Annotated in this window: 13 protein-coding genes; 4 read left to right on the plus strand and 9 right to left on the minus strand. The window is 65.7% G+C overall.

Annotation, left to right across the window (positions count from 1 at the left end):
- Positions 1-326 precede the first annotated feature (326 nt).
- Genes H7828_RS21850 through H7828_RS21870 form a run of 5 tightly spaced genes read right to left on the minus strand, consistent with a single transcriptional unit; the run spans position 327 to position 8,011 of the window.
- Positions 327-1,778 carry an outer membrane protein assembly factor BamD gene (locus H7828_RS21850; RefSeq protein WP_226783199.1) on the minus strand — a complete coding sequence of 484 codons (1,452 nt, stop codon included), beginning with the start codon at positions 1,776-1,778 and terminating at the stop codon, positions 327-329.
- Positions 1,775-2,851 carry a family 8 glycosyl hydrolase gene (locus H7828_RS21855; RefSeq protein ID WP_226783200.1) on the minus strand — a complete coding sequence of 359 codons (1,077 nt, stop codon included), beginning with the start codon at positions 2,849-2,851 and terminating at the stop codon, positions 1,775-1,777. Before H7828_RS21855 ends, H7828_RS21850 begins: the two co-directional genes overlap by 4 nt.
- Entirely contained in the window at positions 2,848-5,073 is a 2,226-nt protein-coding gene (locus H7828_RS21860) for a cellulose biosynthesis cyclic di-GMP-binding regulatory protein BcsB (RefSeq protein WP_226783201.1), read from the minus strand. Before H7828_RS21860 ends, H7828_RS21855 begins: the two co-directional genes overlap by 4 nt.
- A 5-nt stretch (positions 5,074-5,078) precedes the next feature.
- Entirely contained in the window at positions 5,079-7,439 is a 2,361-nt protein-coding gene (bcsA, locus tag H7828_RS21865) for a UDP-forming cellulose synthase catalytic subunit (RefSeq protein ID WP_226783202.1), read from the minus strand.
- Positions 7,436-8,011, minus strand: coding sequence for a hypothetical protein (locus tag H7828_RS21870; protein ID WP_226783203.1), 576 nt, complete (start codon positions 8,009-8,011; stop codon positions 7,436-7,438). The genes bcsA and H7828_RS21870 overlap by 4 nt, the downstream gene beginning before the upstream one ends.
- A gap of 661 nt (positions 8,012-8,672) precedes the next feature.
- Between H7828_RS21870 and H7828_RS21875 the strand changes: the two genes are divergently transcribed.
- Together H7828_RS21875 and H7828_RS21880 are read left to right on the plus strand one after the other, a co-directional pair.
- Positions 8,673-9,407, plus strand: coding sequence for a viral aspartic protease (locus tag H7828_RS21875; RefSeq protein WP_226783204.1), 735 nt, complete (start codon positions 8,673-8,675; stop codon positions 9,405-9,407).
- Positions 9,394-10,470, plus strand: a complete 1,077-nt coding sequence (locus tag H7828_RS21880; RefSeq protein ID WP_226783205.1) for a hypothetical protein — start codon at positions 9,394-9,396, stop codon at positions 10,468-10,470. Before H7828_RS21875 ends, H7828_RS21880 begins: the two co-directional genes overlap by 14 nt.
- Positions 10,471-10,493: 23 nt before the next feature.
- Here the strand turns inward: H7828_RS21880 and H7828_RS21885 are convergent, their stop codons facing one another.
- From H7828_RS21885 to H7828_RS21900, 4 genes are read right to left on the minus strand one after another with little or no spacing between them, the layout of a single operon-like run.
- Positions 10,494-12,320, minus strand: coding sequence for an acetyl-CoA hydrolase/transferase C-terminal domain-containing protein (locus H7828_RS21885; protein WP_226783206.1), 1,827 nt, complete (start codon positions 12,318-12,320; stop codon positions 10,494-10,496).
- Positions 12,313-14,385: a 3-hydroxyacyl-CoA dehydrogenase NAD-binding domain-containing protein gene (locus H7828_RS21890; protein ID WP_226783207.1), complete on the minus strand. Its 2,073-nt coding sequence runs from the start codon at positions 14,383-14,385 to the stop codon at positions 12,313-12,315. The genes H7828_RS21885 and H7828_RS21890 overlap by 8 nt, the downstream gene beginning before the upstream one ends.
- Positions 14,385-15,680, minus strand: a complete 1,296-nt coding sequence (locus H7828_RS21895) for an acetyl-CoA C-acetyltransferase (RefSeq protein ID WP_226783208.1) — start codon at positions 15,678-15,680, stop codon at positions 14,385-14,387. The genes H7828_RS21890 and H7828_RS21895 overlap by 1 nt, the downstream gene beginning before the upstream one ends.
- Positions 15,677-17,926, minus strand: coding sequence for an acyl-CoA dehydrogenase (locus H7828_RS21900; protein WP_226783209.1), 2,250 nt, complete (start codon positions 17,924-17,926; stop codon positions 15,677-15,679). Before H7828_RS21900 ends, H7828_RS21895 begins: the two co-directional genes overlap by 4 nt.
- Before the next feature lie 286 nt (positions 17,927-18,212).
- Here H7828_RS21900 and H7828_RS21905 point away from each other — a divergent pair, with 286 nt between their 5' ends.
- Together H7828_RS21905 and H7828_RS21910 are read left to right on the plus strand one after the other, a co-directional pair.
- Positions 18,213-20,699, plus strand: a complete 2,487-nt coding sequence (locus H7828_RS21905) for a PAS domain-containing protein (RefSeq protein WP_226783210.1) — start codon at positions 18,213-18,215, stop codon at positions 20,697-20,699.
- Between the two features lie 130 nt (positions 20,700-20,829).
- Complete coding sequence (locus H7828_RS21910) at positions 20,830-23,361, plus strand: ABC transporter permease (RefSeq protein ID WP_226783211.1); 2,532 nt, start codon at positions 20,830-20,832, stop codon at positions 23,359-23,361.
- The last annotated feature ends 37 nt before the right edge of the window (positions 23,362-23,398 follow it).

Here is a 23,398-nt window from a genome sequence, read left to right on the forward strand (position 1 = left end):
AGGAAGCGAAGCGCGGCATGGAGAACTCGCTGCGCGCCAACCCGCTCGATATCCGCGAGCAATACGAGAAGCAGCTCCGGGACCTGCAGGAAGCCCCGATCCTCAACCTGCGCGACAGCATCGCGCTTGAACTCGTCTGTGAATTTAGCTCCGGACATGTCGTTCTCCTTGCTTCCAAAATTCCCAAGCAAGGCGTCTACATATCTAGGGGCTATTCAATCTGTGGATATCGCTCGCATCCTCGTTTGCCCTCACGATTGGACAGGCCCCAATCAAGGTTGCAGGGAAATCCTGTGAAACGTCAGTCCCGCGAGTAACCGGGGCAGTTATTTCAGGGCTTCGGACAAGGCGCGGCGGGAGGCTGGGGTTGCCATTTGTTCGTGTACGCGGCGGAATTCAGCGACTGCGGCGGGGCGTTGGCCTGAGTTCAGGTAGGCATAGCCGCGCAGGAGGGACAGGTCGCGGCGCATCCGGCCGGTCAGGCGTTCGAGTTCGTTGAAGTATGCGATTGCCTGGGCGTAGTCGCCCCGATTGAAGGCGAAGACGCCGCGTTTGTCCAGGATCTGGCTTTCGATGTCCAATCTCTGCTTGCGGTCGAACTGGGTTGTGGCTGCGACCTGTGCCGCCTGATCGACCATGTCGAGCTGCAACATGGCGAGGGCCATGCCGAAGGCGGAATCGCGGCGTGTGCGGGCGGTGGAACCGATGGCCGTGGCCTTTTTGAAATCGTTGAGCGCCTGCATTGGTCGCCCGGCATTCAGGGCGCACCAAGCGCGCTGAGAGAGCGCGTCCCCGCTTTGCCCCCTTGCCGAGGCAAGGCAACCCTGCCAGTCGCCCCTTGCCGCGGCCTGGCCGGAGGACGCCGGCGCCGGGGTTGAACTGTCGCCCGAGGCCCGGGGCGCCGTGCGGGCGGGGGCCGGAGCGGGCGTAGGGCGCCGCGTGTCGAGATCGGCGGGACGCGGGGCGGGCTTGGGGCTGGAGATCATGGCGAGTGTCGGATCGATGGTTTCATCCACCCCTTCGCTTGGCGCGGTTTCGGTTGCCAAGGGTTGTGCCACGGGGGCAGCGTTCATCCCGGCGCGAAGACGGTTCTCGGTGGTGGTGATCTGACCGGCGGCTTCCGGCGCCGTGGTGCGCGCAAGGCCCGCAAACTCGGCAAGGGTTGGCACATCCGCGATGGCCGCGGATTTCTCCAATGTGGCCAGTAGGACATCGGTGGTGTCGCAACTGCGCAGAACGCTGCGATAGACGGCGAGGGCCGAGTTGTCTTCGCCCAGGCTTTGGTATTGCTCGGCCAGAAGCCAGGCGTTGTTCACCCTCTCGCAGCGCAGAAGGGCCGGGTTGCCCCGGGCGATGCGGATGGCTGCATCGGCATCTGCCGTTTCGACGGCGGTGGTGAAGCGGGTCTGCGCCTCGGCGACGGCTAGGGTTTGGAGCAGTTCCTCGCTTGGCGACCAATCGGGAAAGGACTGGCGCGTGCTGTCGATCAATGTGCGCACGCCGTTGTAATCGCCCGCTTCGATCATGCGGTACAGCCTGTCGATGGTATCGGCGGGCACATCGCGCGCAACTTCGGTCAGGTCTTCGGTGGGGGTCCAGTCGGGGTATTGCAGTTGCAGGCGGCGAAGCTCGGATTCGACGGCCTGCTCATTCCCCTCGGCCATGTAGAATCGAAGGGCGAGCAGATCGCTTTCTGTGGGGGTCTGGGCCGATGCGGCGAGGGTGCCGAGCGCCTGAAACAGCAGGCAGGCCGCGAGGATTTTCAGACGGTGCCTCATAGCGGGAAGCACATCGGGGCGCTTTGGGCTTGTGCGATCATGGCCATCACCTGAAGGGTTGCTGGATAATAGGGATCTTCGGGAACGAAAGGCGGCAGGGCAGAGCCGACATGGTTCTGTGCGGTACAGATGGAAAGTGCCGCGACGGCCTTGTATCCGGCCTGTCCGCTGGTTTCGATGATCTCGCCACTCTGGCGGTCGATGACGGTGGCGGCGCTGCCTTCGGGCGCGCGGGCCTGTGCTTCGGCATAGCGCAACACGGCGGGATGCGCCTTCAGGCCCGACCAGATCAGGAACAGGGGGATGCGCATCGCCTCGTATCCTGCATTGAACGAAAAATCGGGCGCCGCGCTGATGTCGCCGCCGTTCACCGCCACCCAATCGGGCACCACGCCGCCGCGTGCCAGTTTGCTTTGCAGGTCGACCGCACCGCGCGCCGCGCGGGCAAGGTCGGGCAGATCGAAGGCCGTCGCCAGTTCGGTCATGGCCAGCGGCATCGAATAGCAGGGGTTCACGATGAAGCCCGTTTCGGTGTGAAAGCCATGGGCCGCCGGCAACATCAGGGGCATGCCGCCCGCGCCGGGGATTTCGACGATACAGCTGTCCACAAGGTCGGTGGCGATGCGTTGCGCCAGATCGCGATACTCGGGCACCGAGAACTTGCGCGAGGCCTTGAGAAGCGCCCAGGCGCGGAACAGGTCGCCGTCGCTGGCATTGTTGGTGTCGGGCACCCGTTCGGGCGCGTCGGGCAGCCAGCGCCAGGCCAGAAGGTTGTCGGGGCGGATGGCAAGGTTGACCTTCGTCCAGGTTTCGATCCGGTCGAAGGTACGCCGGTCGCCCACCGTTGCGGCAAGGAACATGCCATAGGCTTGGCCTTCGGAATGGCTGGCGTTCTGCTGGATGCGGTCGATCACGCGGCCCGAGGAATCGAGATGCGCCTTCTGCCAGGCGGCCCAGACATCCTGAAGGTTGATTTCCAGGTCGGCTTCCTGCGCCAGAGCAGGCAGCCCGGGCAGGGCTGCCATCCCGGCGCAGGTGCCGAGGCCCGTCAGGAATTCACGCCGCTTCATCATCTTTTCCGCCTCGTCAGGATGGCAATTCCGATAGCGACAATTGCAGAACAGAGAATTAATAAGAACAGCGGAACGATGTATCTGGCCGGAGTTATCGTGACGTAATTCCCGACGACGGCCCGCATGTTGCCCAGGGTCAGGGATTCGTTCAGCGACAGGGGCCGGTTGGGGGAATTCCAACTGACCCAGCCGTTTTCCGAGGAATAGAGCGACACCTGCCCATGGGGGCCTTCGAATTCCTGGTGGGTCGCGGCAAGCGAGGCGATGATGCGCGCGGGATCGGCCCGTGAGCGCAGGAACAGCCAGGTCTTTTCGGGATTGGCCATGTCGGGCTGAATCAGCATTGCCTCGGCCGCATGTCCGGCCAGCCATGTTGGCAGGTCGATCTCGGGGCCGTGCCACATCGTGACCAGCCTGTCGAAGAGGCGCGAGGGCAGCGAGCTTGCCTCGCCCAGGTCGTAGAAGGCGCGCCACCAGGGGCCGCCATCGACACTCTTCCAGGGGTCCACCTCCTCGGGCTTTTCCTGGATCGTGTTCAACAGGACCGATTGCAGGGCCGCAGTATTGCCATCCACCACATCGCCGCTAAGCGTCGAGAGATCTGCGGCAACGCCCACCTTCAATTCGTAGCCCGATCTGTCGAGTGCGGCCATGTCGGGCGGTGGGTCATTGGCATAGACGGCCGCCAGCTGAGGCAGCAGCCCCAGCGGGATCGAGGAGCGGGCAGCCTCGCTCATCCGGATCGAACCGGGCCCGATCACGCCCAGCACGGCGTCGATCCCCGGCAGCGTCATGCTGGGAGAGCCGGGAACGAAAAGCGCACTGGTTCCCGAAACCTGGAAGATCGGCGCCGTCCTGAGCGCACAGGCCTGGTCGGGCGGATCGCCGGGCACCAGCGATTCAAAGGTAAGGCGGTTCACCCCCGGCTGAAGAAGATTGGCGGCGAAGGGAATGCGCAGCGTTCTGAGGGGGCGACCGGCCCTTTCAGCATCGTCCAGCGGCAGCAGCCGGACGGTGGTGTTGTTGATCTTGACCAGCAGCAGCGAACCCTCGGGCAACTGGTGATCGAACTGATAATCGAGTTCCAGCGCGGCCTCCTGCGAGGCGAGCAGAAGCCAGTCTCGCGGCAGGCGGAACGACACCGGCGCGCGGAAATAGCGCCCGTAGCCTTCGATGGTCGGCGAGCCAATGTCGGCCAGGGCGGTGCGTTGTCCCGGCGTCAGCAGGGGCGTGAATTCGCTGGGTAGGGTGTCTTTCATGGCGCCGAACAACAGCCGCCCGACCTCGGCATATTTGCCGCTGTTGGTCAGCAGGACGATCGCGCCATCGCCGCCCCGGTGAAATTCGGGCCCGTCCGGCAAAAGCTGGTCGGGGGGCAGCGCCGTCACCCGCGCCAGTTGGGGCGGGGTGGGGGACACGGCATAGTAATCCTCGAAGTCGATTTTCGGGGGGGTGCCGCCAAAGATGTCCTCGACCCGCGCGATGATCGAGGCGGCATCGCCAAGCGAGAATTCGGCGCCCGAGATGCGGATCGAGAAGGGTTCGCCCCGCGCCAGTTGCGCCCCCGTCGCCGCGAGAAACCCAAGAGGGTCGGGCGTCAGGTCGGTGGTGGGCACAAGGACGCCGCTGTCGATCAGGGTGATGTCGGTCCAGAGACTGAATGAGGCTTCAGGCCCGCAGAAGACCCGGTGAACCTGACGCGCCACCAGCGAAACGCGGTTGCGCCCGGCGCGGAACAGACCGGCAGGCACCTCAAGCTCATCCACACCTTCCCGGTCGAAATTGCCGGGCTGGATCCGGCCCACCGAGGTGCCGTTGACGAAAACCTCGATCGAGGATTGATCGGGCAGGACGTTGATCGCGCTTTGCGTCTTCAGCTGGAATGTCGTCGCGCCCGGATCGCGCGGCAGGAACAACAGGAACTCGGCCTTGGCGTACTGGCCCTGAAGGCGAAAGTGACCGGATGATCCGACCTGCGCGCGCATGGGCCTGAGCGGCATCATCGTGGTTGTGGGTTGTATGGCGGCGGCGGGTTGATCGTCGGCCCCCTTGCCATGCATCACCCGCGGTTTTTCCGGCTGCTCGGGCACGCCCGAACGGTCGCGGTCCGGCTCGGCCGGTTCCTCAAGCCCTTCCAGGATGATCTGCTGGGCCTCAACCCCGCCCGACAGAACGGGAAAGGCAAGCAGTGCGGCAATCAGGAGGCGGGTCAAACGCGACATTCGATCTAACTCCCGACCTCGAGATACCCTTCCTCGTCGTCCGAGGTCTTCGCGGCCGGGTCGGCGGGCTGTTCGCGCACCGGAACAACGTTCGAGGATTCGCGGATCGGCAGATCGGTATCCATTTGCAACTCGGCCTTGCGGCGGGCGGGTTCGCTCAGCAGGTCGAAGATGTTGCGCGGCATCGACAGGATGCCCCGGTGCAGGACAAAGGCCAGCCCCGCCACAAGCCCGCGCCGCTTGGTCCGGCCCTTGCGGAAATAGGTCCAGCGGCTGCTGTCGCCATAGGTGACATAGGCGGCAAGGCGGCTGGCGGGGATCATGTTCTTGCGCGTGATGTCGACCGTCAGCGTCATTCCGTCGATCCCGCTTTTCACCGACGACACGGTGGCGGGCAGGGGGCGTTCCATGTCCGGCGCATTGGGCAGCGATGGGCAGATTTCGATCGCGTTGCCGATGCTGGTATCGTTCAGCACGACCTTGCCGTCGGAATCGCGGGTGTCGCCCTCAAGGCTGAGCACCATGGATTTCGACCCCGCCGAAACGATGGTCGCGCTCAGCGGCCTGGTGCGCGCGTCGCCGGTGTCGACGTTCAGCGTTGCCGGCACGGAAACGGCAGTGCGCGGTTTCACAAGGCGCCAGGGGCGTTCAAAGACCGAGCGCAGCGCATAGGACGTCAGCACGAAGTTGTAGAGATTCCACCCCCCCACCAGCAGAACGACCGTCCTGTCACCGGGAAAGGCGACCCAGCGGTAGGCCCCGGCAATCAGCCCGGCCAGCATAAGCAGCGCAAGGCCCAGCAGCGGCAGGAAGATCGGCGAGAGGAAGGCATGGTCCAGCTCTTCCTCCTTCACCGTCACCTTGAACGAGGCCGCGCGCGGGCGCAGCACCGTGCCGATGATCGCGCGCAGAAGGTAGGGCGTCTGCGCGATTTCATAGACCTCGGATATCTGTGGCCACCTGACGTTGGAAAACAGCGAATTCTGGATCAGGAACCCGATCAGCAGGTAGGGCAGGATATAGACCAGCACCTCGGTCGAGGAGACGACGAAGATCTCAAGCCCGAAGAACATGTAGAACAGCGGGCTGAGCAGGAAGGTCATGCGGATCAGCGGAAACAGCCAGAAGCTCATCGAGTTCAGATAGCAGAGCCGCTGCGTCATCGAGAGGCCCGAGCGGAACAGCGGGTTCTTGAGGATCAGCATCTGGATCATGCCCGTGGCCCAGCGTCCGCGCTGCTGGATGAACGAGGCGAAGGTCTCGGGCTGAAGCCCGCCGATCATCGCCTGGTCAAGATACATGCTTTCCCAGCCGCGCGAATGGATGTCGAGAGCGGTTTCCGCGTCCTCGGTGATTGTCTCGCCCGAGATGCCGCCCACCTCGTCAACCGCGCGGCGGCGCAGCAGGGCGGCCGAGCCGCAGAAGAACGCACCGCCCAGCCGGTCAAGCCCCCGGTGGATGGTGGTATAGAACATCTCGTTCTCCGAGGGGCAGGTCTCGGGCAGGGCCAGATTGCGTTCGATCGGGTCGCGGTTGATGAAGAAGTGCGGCGTCTGGACAAGAAACAGGCGCGGGTTGTCGACGAAATACCCGACGGTGCGCGCCAGGAAATCGCGGCTGGGCACATGGTCGGCGTCCAGAACCAGGAACAGCTCGCCGTTCAGGTTCTTCATCGCCGAATTCAGGTTGCCCGCCTTGGCGCTTTCGTTGCGTGCACGGGTGGAATAGACGACATCCAGTTCGCGGCACAGCGCCTGAAGGCGCACGCGGCGCGCCTTGGATTCGCGGGCGATATCGGGGTTGGAGTGGTTGCACCGCTGATCCGTGCCGCCATCGTCGCACAGAACCACCGTCACCTTGTCCTTGGGATAGTTGATCTGCTTTGCCGCCGCCAGGGTGACGGCCAGCAACTCATCGGGTTCGTTGTAGGACGGGACCAGGATATCGACGGTCGGCGCATCCTTCAGGCGAAGGCGGGCGGGGGGCTTTGGCTCGGTCGGGTCGGCGGTGACCAGGGCCGTCAGGAAGAACAGGCCGACGGTAAAGGTCTCGGCCCCGAAAAGCACCAGCGCGGCGGCAAGGGAAATCGGTTCTTCCGGCGAGGGCAGGGTCTCCGTCAGCCGCCACAGCCAATACCGCAGGGTGAAAAAGCCCGCGATGGCAAGCATGCTGAACCGCAGGGGCAGGCTGATGGGCACGAAGGGCTTGAGGATCAGCAGAAGGCCCAGCGTCACCAGCGACAAGAGCCCTTGAACCGCGATCGACGTCGGCACTGAGGCAAGGAAAAGGATCGGCGCCAGCAGCATCAGCCACAGGATCACCATCACCGGCGTCCCGAGGCGCGGGATGATCCCCTTGCCCTTCATGGCAACGGGCCCGCAAGCGGCGAAAGCATCTCAGGCGCGCCACCAGGCCGTTTCACCCTGGCGGCAAAACCGGCCTGGGTCGGGCGCGCCGGGGTCAGGGCCTGCTGGGCGGTGCCGCGCACGCAGTTGCGCACGACCATGTCCATGATGGTACGGTTGGCAGGCAGAACCCGGCTGGCGCTGTCCAGACGGCGCAGGGCCAGAATGCAGGTCAGCCCGGCGTTGTTGGTCCATTCGGCCCAGTTCAGGATGCCCAGGTCGTCCTCTTCGCTCTGGATGTTGAGATCGTCGACTGCCGTGAAAGGATGGATGTCGACACCAAGATCCCCGATCAGCTTGACCGGTTGAAACCGGCCATTGAAGGCCAGGTCGCCGCCATGCGCCCTCAGGTATACCACGTTGTCGCCGCGCACGGATGTCGTGTTCACCAGCAAGAGCCGCTGTTCGGCATAGGGGCCGACGCTGCGTTCCAGCACCATCTCCGTCTGCGGAACCGAAATCCAGGCACTGTCCAGCCGCTGGGGGCCGAAGGGAGTCTGCGCCATGGCCGTTTCCAGTTCGCCGGGCAGCATGATTCTGGCACCGCAACCGGCAAGCAGAAGGCAGGCCGCCCACAGCAGGCGCGGTTTGATCCTTCGCGGCCCACCATCGGGGCAGGGCACGGTCCTGGCGCGACTATCGGGCAAATGGAACCTCGTACCCGTTCCCCCGGGCCGAAAGGCCATGCAGCCCTGCCACGCCGACAGGGCGGAGGGGCGCCAGAACTGCTGTTGTCCGATCAGTCATATGCAGTGCTTACCTTGCAGGTCGAGGTTTCTGTGTGCCCATTTATTTAGCCTTCATAAGGCAGGGGGCAAAGTGGAATGAGATTGGCGTGCACGTTTAAGTTGAGTTAAGGACTAATGCGCAACTTATTGGTGCGGTCCCGTGCTTGCAACGCTTTGAAAGGGTTCGGGGCGTCGCCAATCCCTGCAGGGCCCTTGCGGCCCTATGGGAAAATGAAAGGAAATGCCGGATGCGACACCCTGAATTGTTCTCGGTTCAAGGAGGATCGTCCCGAAGTCTCGCCATTGTTCCCGCCCGGATGGCCCAAGGGGGTGACCCTGGCCGAATCGGGTCGAACCCTCATCTTGCGGAAACTCCATGACACCTCATCGAACTTGCGGCTTATTCGCCATTCTTTTTCTTGTCGTTGCTTGTTCGGGCGGTTCCAAACTGCCTCCAGGGGCGACAGTGCCCGACGATCCGGCCTTCGAAACCTATGTCACTGCCCATAACGGGGCGAATCGTGTCCGTTCCGACCTGTCGGGCCCGCAGGATGCCGCCATCCTTGCCCAGTTCGAAGATGCCGACCCGCAGTCGCCCGCCGGCTATCGCAGCCTGATCGCTCTGAACGAGGCGACATATTCCGACGATGTCAGCATCGAGGTCATCGCCCAGGTCGATGGCAGCGGGCCGACTGAAACCGTGACGCGGGTGTTGCGCCTGACCGCCGACCAGGCGCCACTGGCGCAGGTGCCGGGCACCACGGGGCGATATTTCCTTCGGGGCGACAACTTTTCTTGGGTGACGATCGACGATGGCCCCGTCCTTTCGGGCAGCGACAGTCGCGGCCTTGTCGACCTGGTGCTGGATTTCGATACCGGGATGGCCGACATCCAGCTGCGCACCGGCGTGGCGGGCACATCCCAGGTCCGCACCGAGGTCGTTGGCACCGGCCTGCCGTTCAATATACGGAACGGCGCCTTCGGCGGCGCGATCACGGTGGCGATCCACGATCCCGACGGGCCGCTGGTCTATGCCATCGACGGCAGCCTGCGAGGCAATATCGGCGGCGATCCCGGCTTTTCCAACAGCATTCACGGGCTGAGCGGTTCGGGCCTCTATACCGCAACGGGAACCGATCAGGGCGCCACCGTCACCATCGACGGGGCCTTTGCCGGGGTCGACCCGAATGCGCTTCCGTAATTGCGCGGGGGCGGCGCTTTGCCTGGCCATTGCGGCCCTCTGCGCCGCCCCCACCCAAGCCGATCCGGCGGCGGGCCGGGCCGTGGCGCTGGGCCAGACGGCCGCGCTTGCGGCCTCGGAACGGTTGCGCACCTTCGCCTGGGGCAAATGGCTTGAAACCGGCCCCGCGCCGCGCAGCGTGGTGGGGGCCATGCGCGGCGCCCTTGAACGGCAGGGGTTCTATCACGATGGCGCCACCCCGCGCCTTGTCTGGCGCGATTTCCGCGCCGCCCCCCTGATCGCCTACGAAAGCAACGTGAACGGCGGGCTGGCGCAGGACAGTTTCACCTTCGGCGATTACGTCTTCACCGCCGATCCGGCCCTGCGCGCCCTGCCCGGTGTCGTGCTGGGAATCGAGGCAAGCGGCGCGGCCCGTCTGGCCTGGGGCACCGGGCGCCTTGTCGAGATCATGGGCGAAGGCGCGCTGGGCTGGGCCCCGACCGAAGACCTGGGGTTTCACCGGGGGGCCGTGCAGCTTTGTTCGCGCAATAACCTGGTGCGCTGGGTCTTTCTTGATGGCTGCCTGCTGGGCGCTGCGAACGCGCGCAGCCTGTCCTCGGCCAACCTGGGCCGGGCCAGCCTGGCCCTTTCAACCCTGTTCGAAACCCCGGTCGGGTATCACGAATTGCGTGGCGAACTGGCGCAGACCCATGCCGATACCTACGATCAGGCCACGGCAACGCTGTCGCTTGCCACCGTCTGGACCCATGCCGTTACGGAAATGTCGCTGACCCTCGGGGCGCCGGTCGAGGGGCAGACGGTGCTGGATCACCGCGCCAGCCTTGACCTGCGCTGGATGGCGGGGGCGCGCCCCGTGTCCATCGGCCTCTGGCATTCGGTGTCGAACGGCGGGCAATTCCTGGGGCTGGCGCGCGAGGACCGGTCGCTGGGGCTGACCCTGTCCTGGCAGGCCCGGCCGGGGGTGACCTTTGAGCTGGGCTATGCCCGCATCGATTCAACCGCCGACCTTTTTGACGACGAAAGCGCCAGTTTCCGCGTCCGCCTGGGCGATTTCCGTTTCTGAGGGGGCCGCCTCAGGCGGGCCGATCAACTGCGGCGCAGCGCCCCGCGCAGGGCGCGCGCCTGAAGCGGTTCACCCAGCGAGGGCCGTTCGTCGAACCCCATCCGCGCCATGGCCGCGCCCTCGTTAGGGTGGGCAGGGGCGGTGAACCCGGCCCAGACCAGCGCCACCAGCGCCCGTTTCGATGCGGCGGCATTGCCCAGCCGCGACAGGGCGGGCAACAGCAGCTTTTCGATCTCGGTGAAATCGGTGCCGAAGGGAAAATCGGGCAGGGCGTCGCCATGGCCCGCCAGCCAGCCGCGCAGGGCCTCGGGCGTGTTGTTGCGGTGCGCCTCGGGCACCCGCCAGCCGCGGGCCAGCTTTCCGGCGTCCTGCGCCTCTTTCACCAACCTGTCCTGAAACCGGCTGTCGGCGATGCAGATCATCCTGCGGATCACCTCTTCATCGGTCTGCCCGCGCAGATCGGCCAGGCCGTATTCGGTGACGACCATGTCGCGCATGTGACGGGGAACGGTGGTCAGCGGCAGTTGCCAGACGACGTTCGATGTCACCGCCCCGCCGCTTTCGCGCGTGGCGGGCAGGGTGACGATGGCGCGGCCATCCTCCAGCGCGAAGGCCTGTTCGAAGAAGTTGAACTGCCCGCCCACGCCGCTGACCACCTGGCCGGGCTTGGCCGAATCCGACATGACATCGCCCAGAAGGCTGGCCTGCATCGCGCCGTTGACGAACCGGGCGTGCACGCGGGCGGCGCGCTTGGCCGCTTCATCGCCGTAAAGGGCGTTGGTGAAGCTGACGGGCATCATCGCGATGCGGCCGCGCTGTTCCGGGGGCATGGCGCGCAGGCGTTCGTACATGTCGCGCGCTTCCACGAAGAAACCGGCGTGAATCGCCGCGCCGTCAACCTCGCGCCGGATCACGCCGGACTCGAACAACGCCAGAAGGCCGCCCACCAGCATTTCGGTGACGGCATAAAGCCCCTGTTCGAAGGGCGCGGTGTTGTCGCCCGACAGGGGAAAGGGCGCGTCCTGCCAGACAGGATCAAGTGCGCCGCGATCGCGCAGCAACAGCGCCTGCGCCACGGCATCGCCGATGGCGCCGATCCCGATCTGAAGGGTGCCGCCATCGCGCACAAGGCGCGACACATGCAGCCCCATGGCGTGCTGGGCGTGGCTGACCGGGCGGCGCGGCGCCGAGAACAGATCGAACCGTTCGGGCGGGTCCAGCAGCATGGCGATTTCGCCGGTGCCGATGGTGGCGGGGCCGCCCATGAAGGGAAGATCGTCGTTCACCTCGCCCACGGCGATGAAATCCATCTCGCCCCTGGCGCGGAAGGCGAAAAGATCGCTGGAAATGTCGGTGTTGCAGGACAGGCTGAACCGGTCGTCCCGTTGCACCAGAAGTTGCGACAGGACATTGGGGCGCTGCGCGATCAGCACGTCGCGGGCGTGGGTGTAGTTGGCCGAGATATAGTGGCGCTGGGCATAGTCGCAGCCCAGCCAGCTGCCCGCCTGAAAGAAGAACTCGGACACTTCGATGTTGTCGGGCAGGCCATCGCCCTGAATCATGTCGGCATAGAGAAGTGGGGGGTATTGCCCGAACAGACGGTCCGCCGCCGGGTCGAGAAAGCGTTTCTCCATGTCCTCTTGCGGGCTCGGGCGTTGCAGGGTCAGCGCGGTGAAGATGGACAGATGCAGTGACCTGTCCTGCATCGCCGCCCGCGTGAGGGCATTCACCAGCGTGACAGGCTTGCCCAGCCCAAGGGGAAGGGCCAGCCGGACCCGGCCACCGACCCTGTCGAAGATCTCCTGCGCCATGGCATCGGCATCGGTGAACCTTTGCGGGGTGTCAGCCAAGATCGGACCAGCCCTTGTCGGGGGCAAAGCGCGGCCCGTGGTCCTTGGCCAGTTGCTCCAGCCGCCGGGTGATTTCGTCGTGGCCACGGGCCTTGGCGTATTGCATCGGCCCGCCCCGGAAAGGAGCCCAGCCGGTGGCGAAGATCATCGCGCCGTCCACCTGGTCGGCATCGCTGGCGATGCCCTTGCGCAGAACCTCGACACAGGCATCCAGCATGGGCAGGATCAACCGGTCGGTCAGATCCTTCGGCCCCTTGTCTTCAGAGTCGGGGTGGGGCGTGCCATCGGACCAGTCGTAGAAACCCTTGCCGGTCTTCTTGCCCAGATCGCCTTCGTCGACCTTGCGGCGCAGGCTGTCGGAGATTTCGGGCATGGGTTTGTCCAACGTGCCACGCAGGCTTTCGGCAACGTGCAGTGCGATGTCGAGGCCAACGTGATCGGCCAGGGTGATCGGCCCCATGGGCATGCCGAAGCGCAGAGCGGCGGCGTCGATGGTTTCCTTCGACACGCCTTCGTCCATCAGAACCATCGCCTCCATCAGGTAGGGCATCAGTGCGCGGTTGACGATGAAACCGGGGTAGTCGGTGACGCGCGCAGGCAGCTTGCCGATGGCCCCGCAGAAGGCGGCCAGGCGGTCGGCTGTCTTGTCGTCGGTTTCGGCCCCGCGGATCACCTCGACCAGATCGACCCTGGACACCGGGTTGAAGAAATGAAGCCCCGCAAACCGGGCCTTGTCGGGGGCATGGCCGGCCAGCGCATCGACCGAAAGGCTTGAGGTGTTGCTGGCCAGGATCGCGCCCTCTTTCAACCGCCCCTTCAGGCCGCCGTATATCTTCTCTTTCAGATCCATGTCTTCGGGCGCGGCCTCGATCACCAGGTCGGCCAGACCCAGGCCATAGCCGCGCGGATCGGGCATCAGCCGGTCCAGCGCATCGCGGGTTTCGGTGCAGCTGAGGTGTTGCTTCTCGCAGATCTCGGCCGTGCGTTTCATGGCGCGGCCCAGCGGATCGTTCTTGACGTCGCCCAGTGTCACGCGCTTGCCCCTGATCGCCGCCACGGCGGCAATCTCGGCGCCCATGGCACCGGCGCCGATGACATGCAGATGGGCAATGCCGTCGTCGCCCCGCCCGGCATCGCGCAACTGCTGGCGCAGGAAGAAGACGCGCCGCAGGTTCTTGGACGTGTCGGTCTTCAACAGCCCGGTGAAGGATTCGATCTCGCCCTTCTGCATCGCCGCACGGTCGTCGCCGTGATCTTCCCAAAGGTCGATCAGGGCGTGGGGGGCGGGATAATGGCGGATCGGCGCCTTCTTCTCGGTCTGGCTGCGCATCTGCCGCGCTGCAAGGCTGCGCGCCGGCTCGAACTGGAAGGCCCGGGCCTTCAGCCCCTGTTCCTGCTTTTCAAGTCCGCCCTTGGCGGCGGCACTGACGGCCGCGGCGACATGGCGTTCCTCGACGACCTCATCCGCAATTCCCAGCGACTTTGCCCGCTTGGTGTGGGCCGTCTTGCCGCTCAGCATCATGGTCATCGCTTCGACGGGGTCGATCAGGGCGGGCAGGCGGAAGGTGCCGCCAAGGCCGGGGTGCAGGCCAAGCAGAACCTCGGGAAAGCCGAAGGAGGCGCCCTTCACCGCGATCCGGAAATCGCAGGCCAGCGCCAGTTCGAACCCCGCGCCAAGCGCCGCGCCATGCACGACGCAGATCGTGGGACAGCGCAGCTTCTCGATCCGATCCAGAACGTCGTGGCCCTGTTGCAGAAGGCCCGCGCCGTCGCTGCCCGCCATGTCACCGAGCGCGCCGATGTCGGCCCCTGCGGCAAAGCCGCCGGTCTTGGCCGAACGGATGACAAGGGCGGTGGGCAGATCGGCCTCGGCGGCGGCGACATGCGCCTCAAGCTCGCGGATCACGGGCTCGGATATCGTGTTGGTGCCGGTGCCTACCTTGTCCAGCGCCAGCCACAGGATGCCCGCATCGTCACGGCCCGTGCGCCAGTTGCCCGACCTGTCTTGCGCGGCCCCAAGTTCCAGCTTGGTTTCGCCCAGGAAATTCAGAACATGACCCGTCATCACATAGCCTCCAGCATCATTGCGCCGCCCAGACCGCCACCGATGCATTCGGTGGCGATGCCGCGTTTCGCGCCGCGCGCCCGCATGGCATTGGCCAGGTGCAGCACGATGCGGTTGCCGCTGGTGCCGACCGGGTGGCCCAGCGAAATCGCCCCGCCGTCCACGTTCAGCCGGTCACGGTCGATATGACCGAAGGCGGCATCGTATCCCAGAACCTCGCGGCAGAAGGAGTCGTCGCCCCAAGCAGCAAGGCAGGACAGGACCTGCGCCGCGAAGGCCTCGTTCAGCTCCCACAGGTCGATATCGTCGAGGGACAGATCGTGGCGCTGGGCGATGGGGGTGGCGGCCAGCACCGGGCCCAGCCCCATGATCTCGGGGTCCAGCGCGGCCCATTCGCTGTCGGTGATCTCGGCCAGCGGCTCCAGCCCGTGCGCCTCGACCGCCTTTTCCGAGGCCAGGATGACCCAGCTTGCGCCATCGGTGATCTGGCTGGAATTGCCCGCCGTCACCTTGCCGTGGGGTTTTTCGAACACCGGCTTCAGCTTGGCGAGGCTGGGGATATCGCTGTCGGGGCGCAGGCCGTCGTCGTGATCGTATACCGTGCCGTCGCGGTCGAAGGCGGGCATGATCTCATCCTGCAACCGGCCTTCCTTTTGCGCGGCGGCCAGGCGGTGATGGCTTTGAATCGCGTAAAGATCGGCGGTTTCGCGGCTGATCCCGAAACGATGCGCCAGAACCTCGGCGGTCTGGCCCATGTTCAGTTCGGTGATCGGATCGGTCAACCCGCGTTCCAGCCCGACGATGGGCTTGAAAAATTCGGGGCGCAGGCCCGACATGGCCCGGGCCTGATCAAGCGGCCCCTTGGCGGCATACATCTGGCCGAACCATTCGACAGCCGACTGGCGCAGGGTCAGGGGTGCATGGCTTAGCGCCTCGGCTCCGCCCGCCAGGATCATCTGGTGGCTGCCGTCGCGGATATAGCGATAGGCGGTGTCGATGCTCTGCATTCCCGAACCACAGTTGATCTGCATGGTGAAGGCCACCATCTGCGCGCCCAGCCCAAGGCGCAGGGCGGCCACCCGCGCGGGGTTCATCTCGTCCGCGATGACATTGACGCAGCCGAGGATCACAAGGTCGAGTGCCGCGCTGTCGAACCCCTGCCGGGCCAGAAGGGGGCGGCCGCATTGCACGGCCAGATCGACCGGCGTGAAGGGGCCGGGGCCGCTGCGGGCCTTGATGAAGGGGGTACGCGCGCCATCGACAAGGAAAACGCGCTGTCCGTTGGTCTGGGTCATTCTGCGGCCTCGCGGGGCTGGTGTTGCGGTGCGTCCTTGGCGGGAAAGAGGCGGGCAAGGTCTTCGGGCGTGTAATCGTCAACGGCGACGACCTTGGACACCAGGGCGTTCATCTCTTCGATGCTGTCCAGTTCGGCCTGGCTGACGATCCCGGCGTCCAGCGCCTCTTGCGGGGTCTTGCCGGCGTGGCGCAGGCGTTTCATGACCGGCGCCATCTCGACCACCTTGGCGAAACAGGCGTTCAGCACCTGCACCCCGTCGCGGTGGCAGCCTTCAAAGACGCGGCCGGTGATCCGGTCGCGGGTGGCCGAGGGTTCATAGATCAGGTCGCTGCAGGCCTCGACCAGCCGGTCATCGGGGCCGCGCCGCGATTTGCCGGGCAGGGTGAAGATGCGCAGCACCACTGCGGCCCAGCGTGCGGGCAGGTTCACGATCACCTCGTCCAGCGCGGTCTGGATGCGCTTGAAGGCATCGTCGGCGGCATATTGCAGGACCGGCAGATCGGCCTCTTGCCGTCCCTCGTCCTCCCAGCGTTTCAAGGCCGCCGACAGGATGTACATTTCCGACAGGATGTCGCCCATCCGGCCCGACAGCATTTCCTTGCGCTTCAGCGCACCGCCCAGGGTCAGGAAGGCGAAATCGGCGGTCAGGGCATAGGCCGCCGACCAGCGCGACAATTCGCGGTAGATCGGCGTGGCCTTGCCGGCATCGGGCGCCGGGGCAAACCGCCCGCCCGTCAGCGCCCGGCCCCAGGACCGGAACAGCGTGCGGGTGGAATGGCCGACGTGGGCCCAGAAGCTTTTGTCGAACTTCTCAAGCGACTTTTCGGGGTCTTCCTCCTGCAAGGCCAGCATGTTGTCGAGCATGTGGGGATGCGCGCGGATCGATCCCTGGCCGAAGATGATCAGGCTGCGGGTGACAATGTTCGCGCCCTCGACCGTGATGCCGATGGGCACCGCGCGGTAAAGCGGCAGAAGATAGTTGGACGGACCGTCGATCACCGCCTTGCCCGAATGCACGTCCATCGCGTCGTTCAGGGCCTCGCGCATGCGGAAGGTGGCGTGGGCCTTCATGATTGCGGAAATCACCGAAAGCGCGCGCCCCTCGTCCAGCCCGGCACAGGTGAGGTGGCGGGCGGCATCCATGGCATAGGCATCGGCGGCCAGACGGCCCATGCGCGCCTGCACGCCGCCGAACTTGCCGATGGGCAGGTTGAACTGCTGGCGGATGCGGGCATAGGCGCCGGTGGTATGGGCCGACAGCGCGATGGCCGCACAGCCCATGGAGGGCAGCGAGATGCCTCGCCCGGCGGCAAGCGCGCTCATTAGCATCATCCAGCCGCGCCCGGCGTATTCCGGCCCGCCGATGATGTGATCCAGCGGGATGAACACATTTTTGCCGGTGGTCGGACCGTTCATGAACATGGTGGAAGAGGGCAGGTGGCGGCGCCCGGTCTCGACCCCTTCCAGATCGGTGGGAACAAGGGCGCAGGTGATGCCGATGTCTTGGGTGTCGCCCAGCAACCCGTCGGGATCGCGCAGTTTGAAGGCCAGGCCCAGAACAGTGCAGACAGGGGCGAGCGTGATATAGCGTTTGGCCCAGTTCAGGCGGATGCCCAGCACCTCTTCGCCCTGCCACTGGCCCTTGCAGATCACGCCCTCGTCGACCATGGCCGATGCGTCCGAACCCGCCTCGGCGCTGGTCAGGCCGAAAGCGGGCAATTCGCGCCCGTCCGCCAGGCGCGACAGCCAGTAATCCTTCTGTTCGTCGGTGCCGAACTGGTGCAGCAACTCACCCGGCCCAAGCGAATTCGGGACCATCACTGTCACTGCCGCCGCGACCGACCGGGTTGAGATGAAGCGCACGATCTCGGAATGGGCGAAGGCGGAAAAGGCCAGCCCGCCGTGGGACTTGGGGATGATCATGCCGAAGAATTTCTTGTCGCGCATGAACTGCCAGACCTCGGCGGGCAGATCGGCGTCTTCCCGGTTGATCTGCCAGTCGTCGATCATGCCGCAAAGCTCTTGGCAGGGGCCATCGAAGAAGGCTTGTTCCTCCTCGCTCAGCTTGGGGGCCTTCACCGCGTGAAGTTTCGACCAGTCGGGATTGCCCGAGAAAAGCTCGGCCTCCCACCAGACCTCGCCGGCGGTCAGGGCCTCGCTTTCGGTCTGCGACAGGGCGGGCAAAACGCCCTTGGCCCACTTGTGGATCGGTTTGGTCAAGAACTTCTTGCGAAAATCACTCATTGCGCCACCTCCGAAGCTGAAACGCCGGGGGCTGTGGTTGTGTTCCATCACGGTTTGCCGTGCCGGTGCAGGGCCAAGGACATCCTGCGGTGATCGTTGACAGTTTGGCGCAGTTTGACGAATAGTGATCTTCGGCTGGCGATGCACCCGGAAGGCGTTTCGCAAAAGGCCCGCTGCCCTTCGAGAGCCTGCGCGATGCCGGGCGACATCTAATTCGTGTGTGTTCTGATATAGGTTGTGCGTCATCATGCCAGACCGTCCTTCGCTTGCGCGTCCTACGGGGGGAATGGATGCATTCCCCGAAATGGCGACCTTCGCCTGGCATGTCGCCTCGGACAGTGCCACCTATTCGCGCCGCGCGCTGGATCTGTTCGGCCTTGATCAGGCGCCCGACCTCGATGGGTTCTTCGATTGCCTGCACCCTGCCGACCGCCTGCGGGTTGAAGGCGAGGCCACGTCGTTCCTGGAACGGGGCGGTTCGATGTCGCATGAATACCGGATCGTGCGTCCGGACGGTGAGGTGCGCCATGTCTTTTCCCACGTCACCCTGAACGAGCAGTGCCAGGACGGCGGCCCGGTGGTGCAGGGGCTGATGATCGACACCACCCGCGAGCGCAGGCTGGAAGCGGCCCTGTCGCAGAGCAGGGCCAAGACCGGCATCCTTGGTTTCTACGAATTCGACGTGGCCAGCCAGACCACCCAGTGGTCGCCCGAACTGCGCCGCCTTCTGGGGTGCGATACCCTGCGCGGCAAGACGCGGGACAGGTCGGCCACCAACGCCCGCCAGCTTGTGCATCCCGAGGATGCCGCGATGTTCCAGATGGCGATGGACGCGGCCCTGCGCAGGCCGGGGCCCTATGACCTTGCCTTCCGGATTCTCGACAAGGACGGGGCCGTCCGCTTCGTGCGCGACCGCGGCGAGGCGCATGCACCGCTGGACCCCGACACCGGCATGGTGGCCCGCGCAACCGGCACCCTGACCGACATGACCTATGCCGAAGGCCCGATCGAGGCGCATGAGACGGCGCAGGATCAGTTCTGGTCGCTGATCGACACCGCGCCCTTCGGGGCCTACGCGGTGGATGCCGATTTCCGCATCGTGCGGATGAGCAAGGGCGGCATGGCGGCCTTTGCCGGGATCGACCCGCTTCTGGGGCGCGACCTCTCCGAGGTACTGCATATCATGTGGCCCGAATCCTTCGCCTCCGAGGCGGTCGCGCACTTCCGCCGGACCCTGTCGACCGGCGAACCCTATCGCGCGACGCCGATGGTGGAGCGGCGCAGCGACAACCGCGGCGTCGAGGCCTATGATTGGGGCATTGATCGGGTGCGCCTGGCCGACGGGCGGTTCGGCGTGATCTGCCATTTCTACGACCTGACCTCGCGCGTCCATTACGAGAACGAGCTGCGCGAGAAAGAGCGTCGCCTGAGCCTGGCCTACGAAGCGGCCGACATGGGCGCATGGGAACTGGACCTGGCCAGTGGCGCAACCCACTGGACCCCGCAGCTTTTCCGGATCTTCGGCGTCGATGATCCGACGCAAGACCCGAATACGCTCTGGCAGCGCGCCGTGCATCCCGACGATGCCGAGGCCGTGGAACGGGCCCTTGCCGCCGCCATCGAGGACGACATGCCCTTCGACGTCGATTTTCGCGCGCGGATGCCCGATGGCGAAACGCGCTACATGGTGTCGAAAGGCGAACTTGTCCGCGACGATAATGGCGCGCCGCGGGTGATGATCGGCGTCAACTACGATGTGACGACCCGAAAGCAGGCCGAACTGGCCGTGCACGACAGCGAACGCCGTCTGCGCATGATCATCGACAACACCATCGCCTTTGTCGGTGTGCTGACGCTGGATGGCATCCTGACCGAGGCGAACCAGACCGCCCTTGTGGCGGGCGATCTTGAACGGTCCCAGGTTCTGGGCAAGCCGTTCTGGGAAACGCCCTGGTGGTCTTACGACCCGCAGATCGCCGAGGGCCTGAGGAAGGCGGTGGAGCGTGCCGCCTGCGGCGAGGTGGTGCGCCACGACGCGGTGGTGCAGATGGCCGAGGGCCGCCTGATCACCATCGATTTCATGCTGGCCCCGATCCGCGATGCCGATGGCCATATCCAGATGCTGGTCGCCTCGGGCTTTGACATTTCCGAGCGGGAAGAGGCCCGCACCCATGTTCAAAGCCTCATGGGCGAGATCAACCACCGCACCAAGAACATCCTGACCCTCGTGCAGATCGTCGCCCGCCAGACCGCGCGCAACGGCGCCGCCGATTTCCTGGAACGGTTCGAGAAGCGGATCAGCGCCCTTGCCGCGGCGCAGGATCTTCTGGTCAGCAGCACCAGCGACCACGCCGACCTGAACGATCTGGCCCATGCCCAGCTGGCCCATTTCGAGGACATGATCGGCAAGCGGCTTCACCTGTCTGGCCCGGCGGTCAAGCTGGCACCCAATGCCGCCCAGGCCATCGGCATGGCACTGCACGAACTGGCCACGAACGCGGGCAAGTACGGCGCGCTTTCGACAGGCAAGGGCGAGGTTGACCTGAAATGGAGCCTCGGGCGCAACGACGAGGGCCAGCGCATCCTGCGCATCGACTGGCAAGAGCGGGGCGGCCCGCCCGTGTCGGCCCCCGAACGTCGCGGGTTCGGTTCCACGCTGATTGACCAGATGGCCCGCACCAGCCTGGATGGCGACGTCACGCTGGACTATGCGCCCGCCGGGTTGGAATGGCACTTCACCTGCCCGGTCGAATCGCTTCTCCTGCGGCGTTGACGCGCGGGGCGGGCATCGCCGTCACGTGAAACATTTCAAAAAACCGCCCCGCGCCTGTGGGAATTCCCCACGCGCCCCTACATGAAGGTCAGTGACCGGGGCTTGTCCCCCGCAGAGCGAGGCGCGATAGATGACCCTGACCCTGGCCAGCCGAATTGCCCGGCGCGAATTGCGCGGCGGGATCAAGGGGTTTCGTGTCTTCCTGGCCTGCCTTGCCCTTGGCATCGCGGCCATTGCCGCCGTCGGCACCGTACGCGAAAGCATCAACCGCGGGCTTGAGCGCGAGGGCGCGTCGATCCTGGGGGGCGATGCCTCGGTCGAACTGACCTATCGATTCATGCCCGATGACGAACGGGCCTGGCTGGACACCCTGGGACAGGTTTCCGAGATCGTCGATTTCCGCTCCATGGCCACTGTCACCCGCGCCGGCGAAACCGAACGCGGGCTGACCCAGGTGAAGGGCGTCGACGGGGCCTATCCCCTTTACGGCGCGGTGAAACTGGTGCCGGAAATGCCGTTGGCGCAGGCGCTGGACGGGCAGGGCGGATTGCCCGGCGCGGTCATGGACCGGGTGTTGATGGACCGGCTGGGCCTTGCGCCGGGCGATACCTTCCGCCTTGGCACCCGGGATTTCGCATTGATGGCCGTGCTTGACGCCGAACCCGATGGCGGCGCGGGCGGCTTTGCCCTTGGCCCGCGCACCCTTGTGCGAACCGCTGCGCTGGAAGGGTCGGGCCTGATCCAGCCCGGAACGCTGTTTGAAACGGAATACCGCCTGCGCCTTCCGGTTGAGGCCGATCTGGATGCCGTCGAAGCCGAGGTCGATTCGCGGCTGGACGAAACCGGCTATCGCTGGCGCGACCGGCGCAACGGTTCGCCCGGGCTGTCGCGTTTTGTCGAGCGTCTGTCGGCCTTTCTGGTTCTTGTCGGCCTGGCGGGGCTGGCCGTGGGGGGGGTGGGCGTCGCCTCGGCGGTGCGGGCGCATCTGGAGGGCAAGACGGGCGTGATTGCCACGCTGAAGACGCTGGGCGCCGAGGGGCGGCTGATCTTCCAGGTCTACCTGATCCAGATCGCGGTTCTGACTGTCATCGGCATCGTGATCGGGCTGACGCTGGGCGCACTGGCGCCGCTGGTCTTTGCGCCGCTGATCGAGGCGCGGCTGCCGGTGCCGACACAGTTTGCGCTATACCCCGGCCCCCTGGCCGAGGCCGCGCTTTACGGGGCGCTTACCGCGCTGTTGTTCACGCTCTGGCCGCTGGCCCGCACCGAACAGATCCGCGCTGCCGCCCTCTACCGCGACATGGGCGCGGCGGCGGGCACCTTGCCGCGGCCCTTCTTCATGGTGGTTCTGGCGGGCATCCTGGTGGCGCTGGTCTCCGTCGCGGCCTGGCTTTCGGGCCTTGCGATGCTGACGATTTATGCCGCGCTGGGCCTTGGCGCGGCCTTCGTGGCCCTGCTGGGGGCGGCGGCGCTGGTGCGGCGCCTGGCCCGGGGGGCGGCGCGCAGCAAGGCGGTGCAAGGCCACAGCGCCCTGCGCCTTGCGCTGGGGTCGGTGGGCGGGCCGGGGGGCGAGGCGGCCTCGGTCGTTCTGTCCCTTGGTCTCGGGCTGACGGTTCTGGCGGCGGTGGGGCAGATCGACGCGAACCTGCGCGGCGCCATCGCCCGCGATCTGCCCGAGGTTGCGCCGTCATACTTCATGGTCGACATCCAGACCGATCAGCTTGACGGTTTCATGGCCCGCCTGAATGACGACCCGGGCGTGGAAAAGGTGCAGACCGCCCCGATGATGCGCGGCATCATCACCCGGATCAACGGCCGGGACGCAAGCGAGGTGGCGGGCGATCACTGGGTCGTGCGGGGCGACCGGGGCATCACCTATGCCGCGCAGCCAACGCCCGACACCACGGTCACGGAGGGCACCTGGTGGCCCGAGGGGTATGACGGCCCCCCGCAGCTGAGCTTTGCCGCCGAAGAGGCTGCCGAGATCGGGCTGAAGCTGGGCGATACGATCACGGTCAACATCCTGGGCCGAGACATCACCGCCGAGGTGACGAGCTTTCGCGAGGTCGATTTCTCGACCGCCGGAATCGGCTTTGTCCTGACACTGAACCCCGCCGCCGTGGCCGGGGCGCCCCACACCCACATTGCCACGATCCATGCCCAACAGGTAGCGGAGGCGGCGATCCTGCGTGATCTGGCCAATGCCTATCCCAATATAACGGCGATCCGGGTGCGCGATGCCATCGACCGGGTGACGGTGATCCTGGGTGGCATCGCCGCCGCCATCACCTATGGCGCACTGGCCACGCTGATCACCGGTGGTGTCGTCCTGATCGGGGCCGCCGCGGCTGGTGAGCGGGCGCGCACCTATGAGGCGGCGGTACTGAAGACCCTTGGCGCATCGCGGGCGACCATCCTGAGCAGCTTTGCCCTGCGGTCGGCCATGCTGGGCGCGGCCGCCGGTGTGGTGGCCATCCTCGCCGGGGGGCTGGCGGGCTGGGGTGTCAGCCGCTTCGTCATGGAAACCGAATTCGTGTTCGAACCGGTTTCGGCGGTGCTGATCGTCTGTGGCGGCGTTCTTGTCACGCTGCTGGCGGGGCTTGCCTTTGCCTGGCGCCCCCTTGCGGCGCGTCCGGCCCGCGTTTTGCGCGGCGCCGAGTAGAAGGAAAGCCGCCTGCGGCGGCTGCCTGCGGCGCGAG

It is taken from the genome of Oceaniglobus trochenteri, from assembly GCF_020529025.1.
Taxonomy (GTDB): Bacteria; Pseudomonadota; Alphaproteobacteria; order Rhodobacterales; family Rhodobacteraceae; genus Oceaniglobus; species Oceaniglobus trochenteri.

What these genes read in the sequence shown, in the direction of transcription:
- H7828_RS21900 (WP_226783209.1), bottom strand. Translation starts at nt 17,926, where the DNA reads ATGAGTGATTTTCGCAAGAAGTTCTTGACCAAACCGATCCACAAGTGG.
- H7828_RS21895 (WP_226783208.1), bottom strand. Translation starts at nt 15,680, where the DNA reads ATGACCCAGACCAACGGACAGCGCGTTTTCCTTGTCGATGGCGCGCGT.
- H7828_RS21890 (WP_226783207.1), bottom strand. Translation starts at nt 14,385, where the DNA reads ATGACGGGTCATGTTCTGAATTTCCTGGGCGAAACCAAGCTGGAACTT.
- H7828_RS21880 (WP_226783205.1), top strand. Translation starts at nt 9,394, where the DNA reads ATGCGCTTCCGTAATTGCGCGGGGGCGGCGCTTTGCCTGGCCATTGCG.
- H7828_RS21870 (WP_226783203.1), bottom strand. Translation starts at nt 8,011, where the DNA reads ATGCTGCCCGGCGAACTGGAAACGGCCATGGCGCAGACTCCCTTCGGC.
- H7828_RS21850 (WP_226783199.1), bottom strand. Translation starts at nt 1,778, where the DNA reads ATGAGGCACCGTCTGAAAATCCTCGCGGCCTGCCTGCTGTTTCAGGCG.
- bcsA (WP_226783202.1), bottom strand. Translation starts at nt 7,439, where the DNA reads ATGAAGGGCAAGGGGATCATCCCGCGCCTCGGGACGCCGGTGATGGTG.
- H7828_RS21860 (WP_226783201.1), bottom strand. Translation starts at nt 5,073, where the DNA reads ATGTCGCGTTTGACCCGCCTCCTGATTGCCGCACTGCTTGCCTTTCCC.
- H7828_RS21855 (WP_226783200.1), bottom strand. Translation starts at nt 2,851, where the DNA reads ATGATGAAGCGGCGTGAATTCCTGACGGGCCTCGGCACCTGCGCCGGG.
- H7828_RS21905 (WP_226783210.1), top strand. Translation starts at nt 18,213, where the DNA reads ATGGATGCATTCCCCGAAATGGCGACCTTCGCCTGGCATGTCGCCTCG.
- H7828_RS21910 (WP_226783211.1), top strand. Translation starts at nt 20,830, where the DNA reads ATGACCCTGACCCTGGCCAGCCGAATTGCCCGGCGCGAATTGCGCGGC.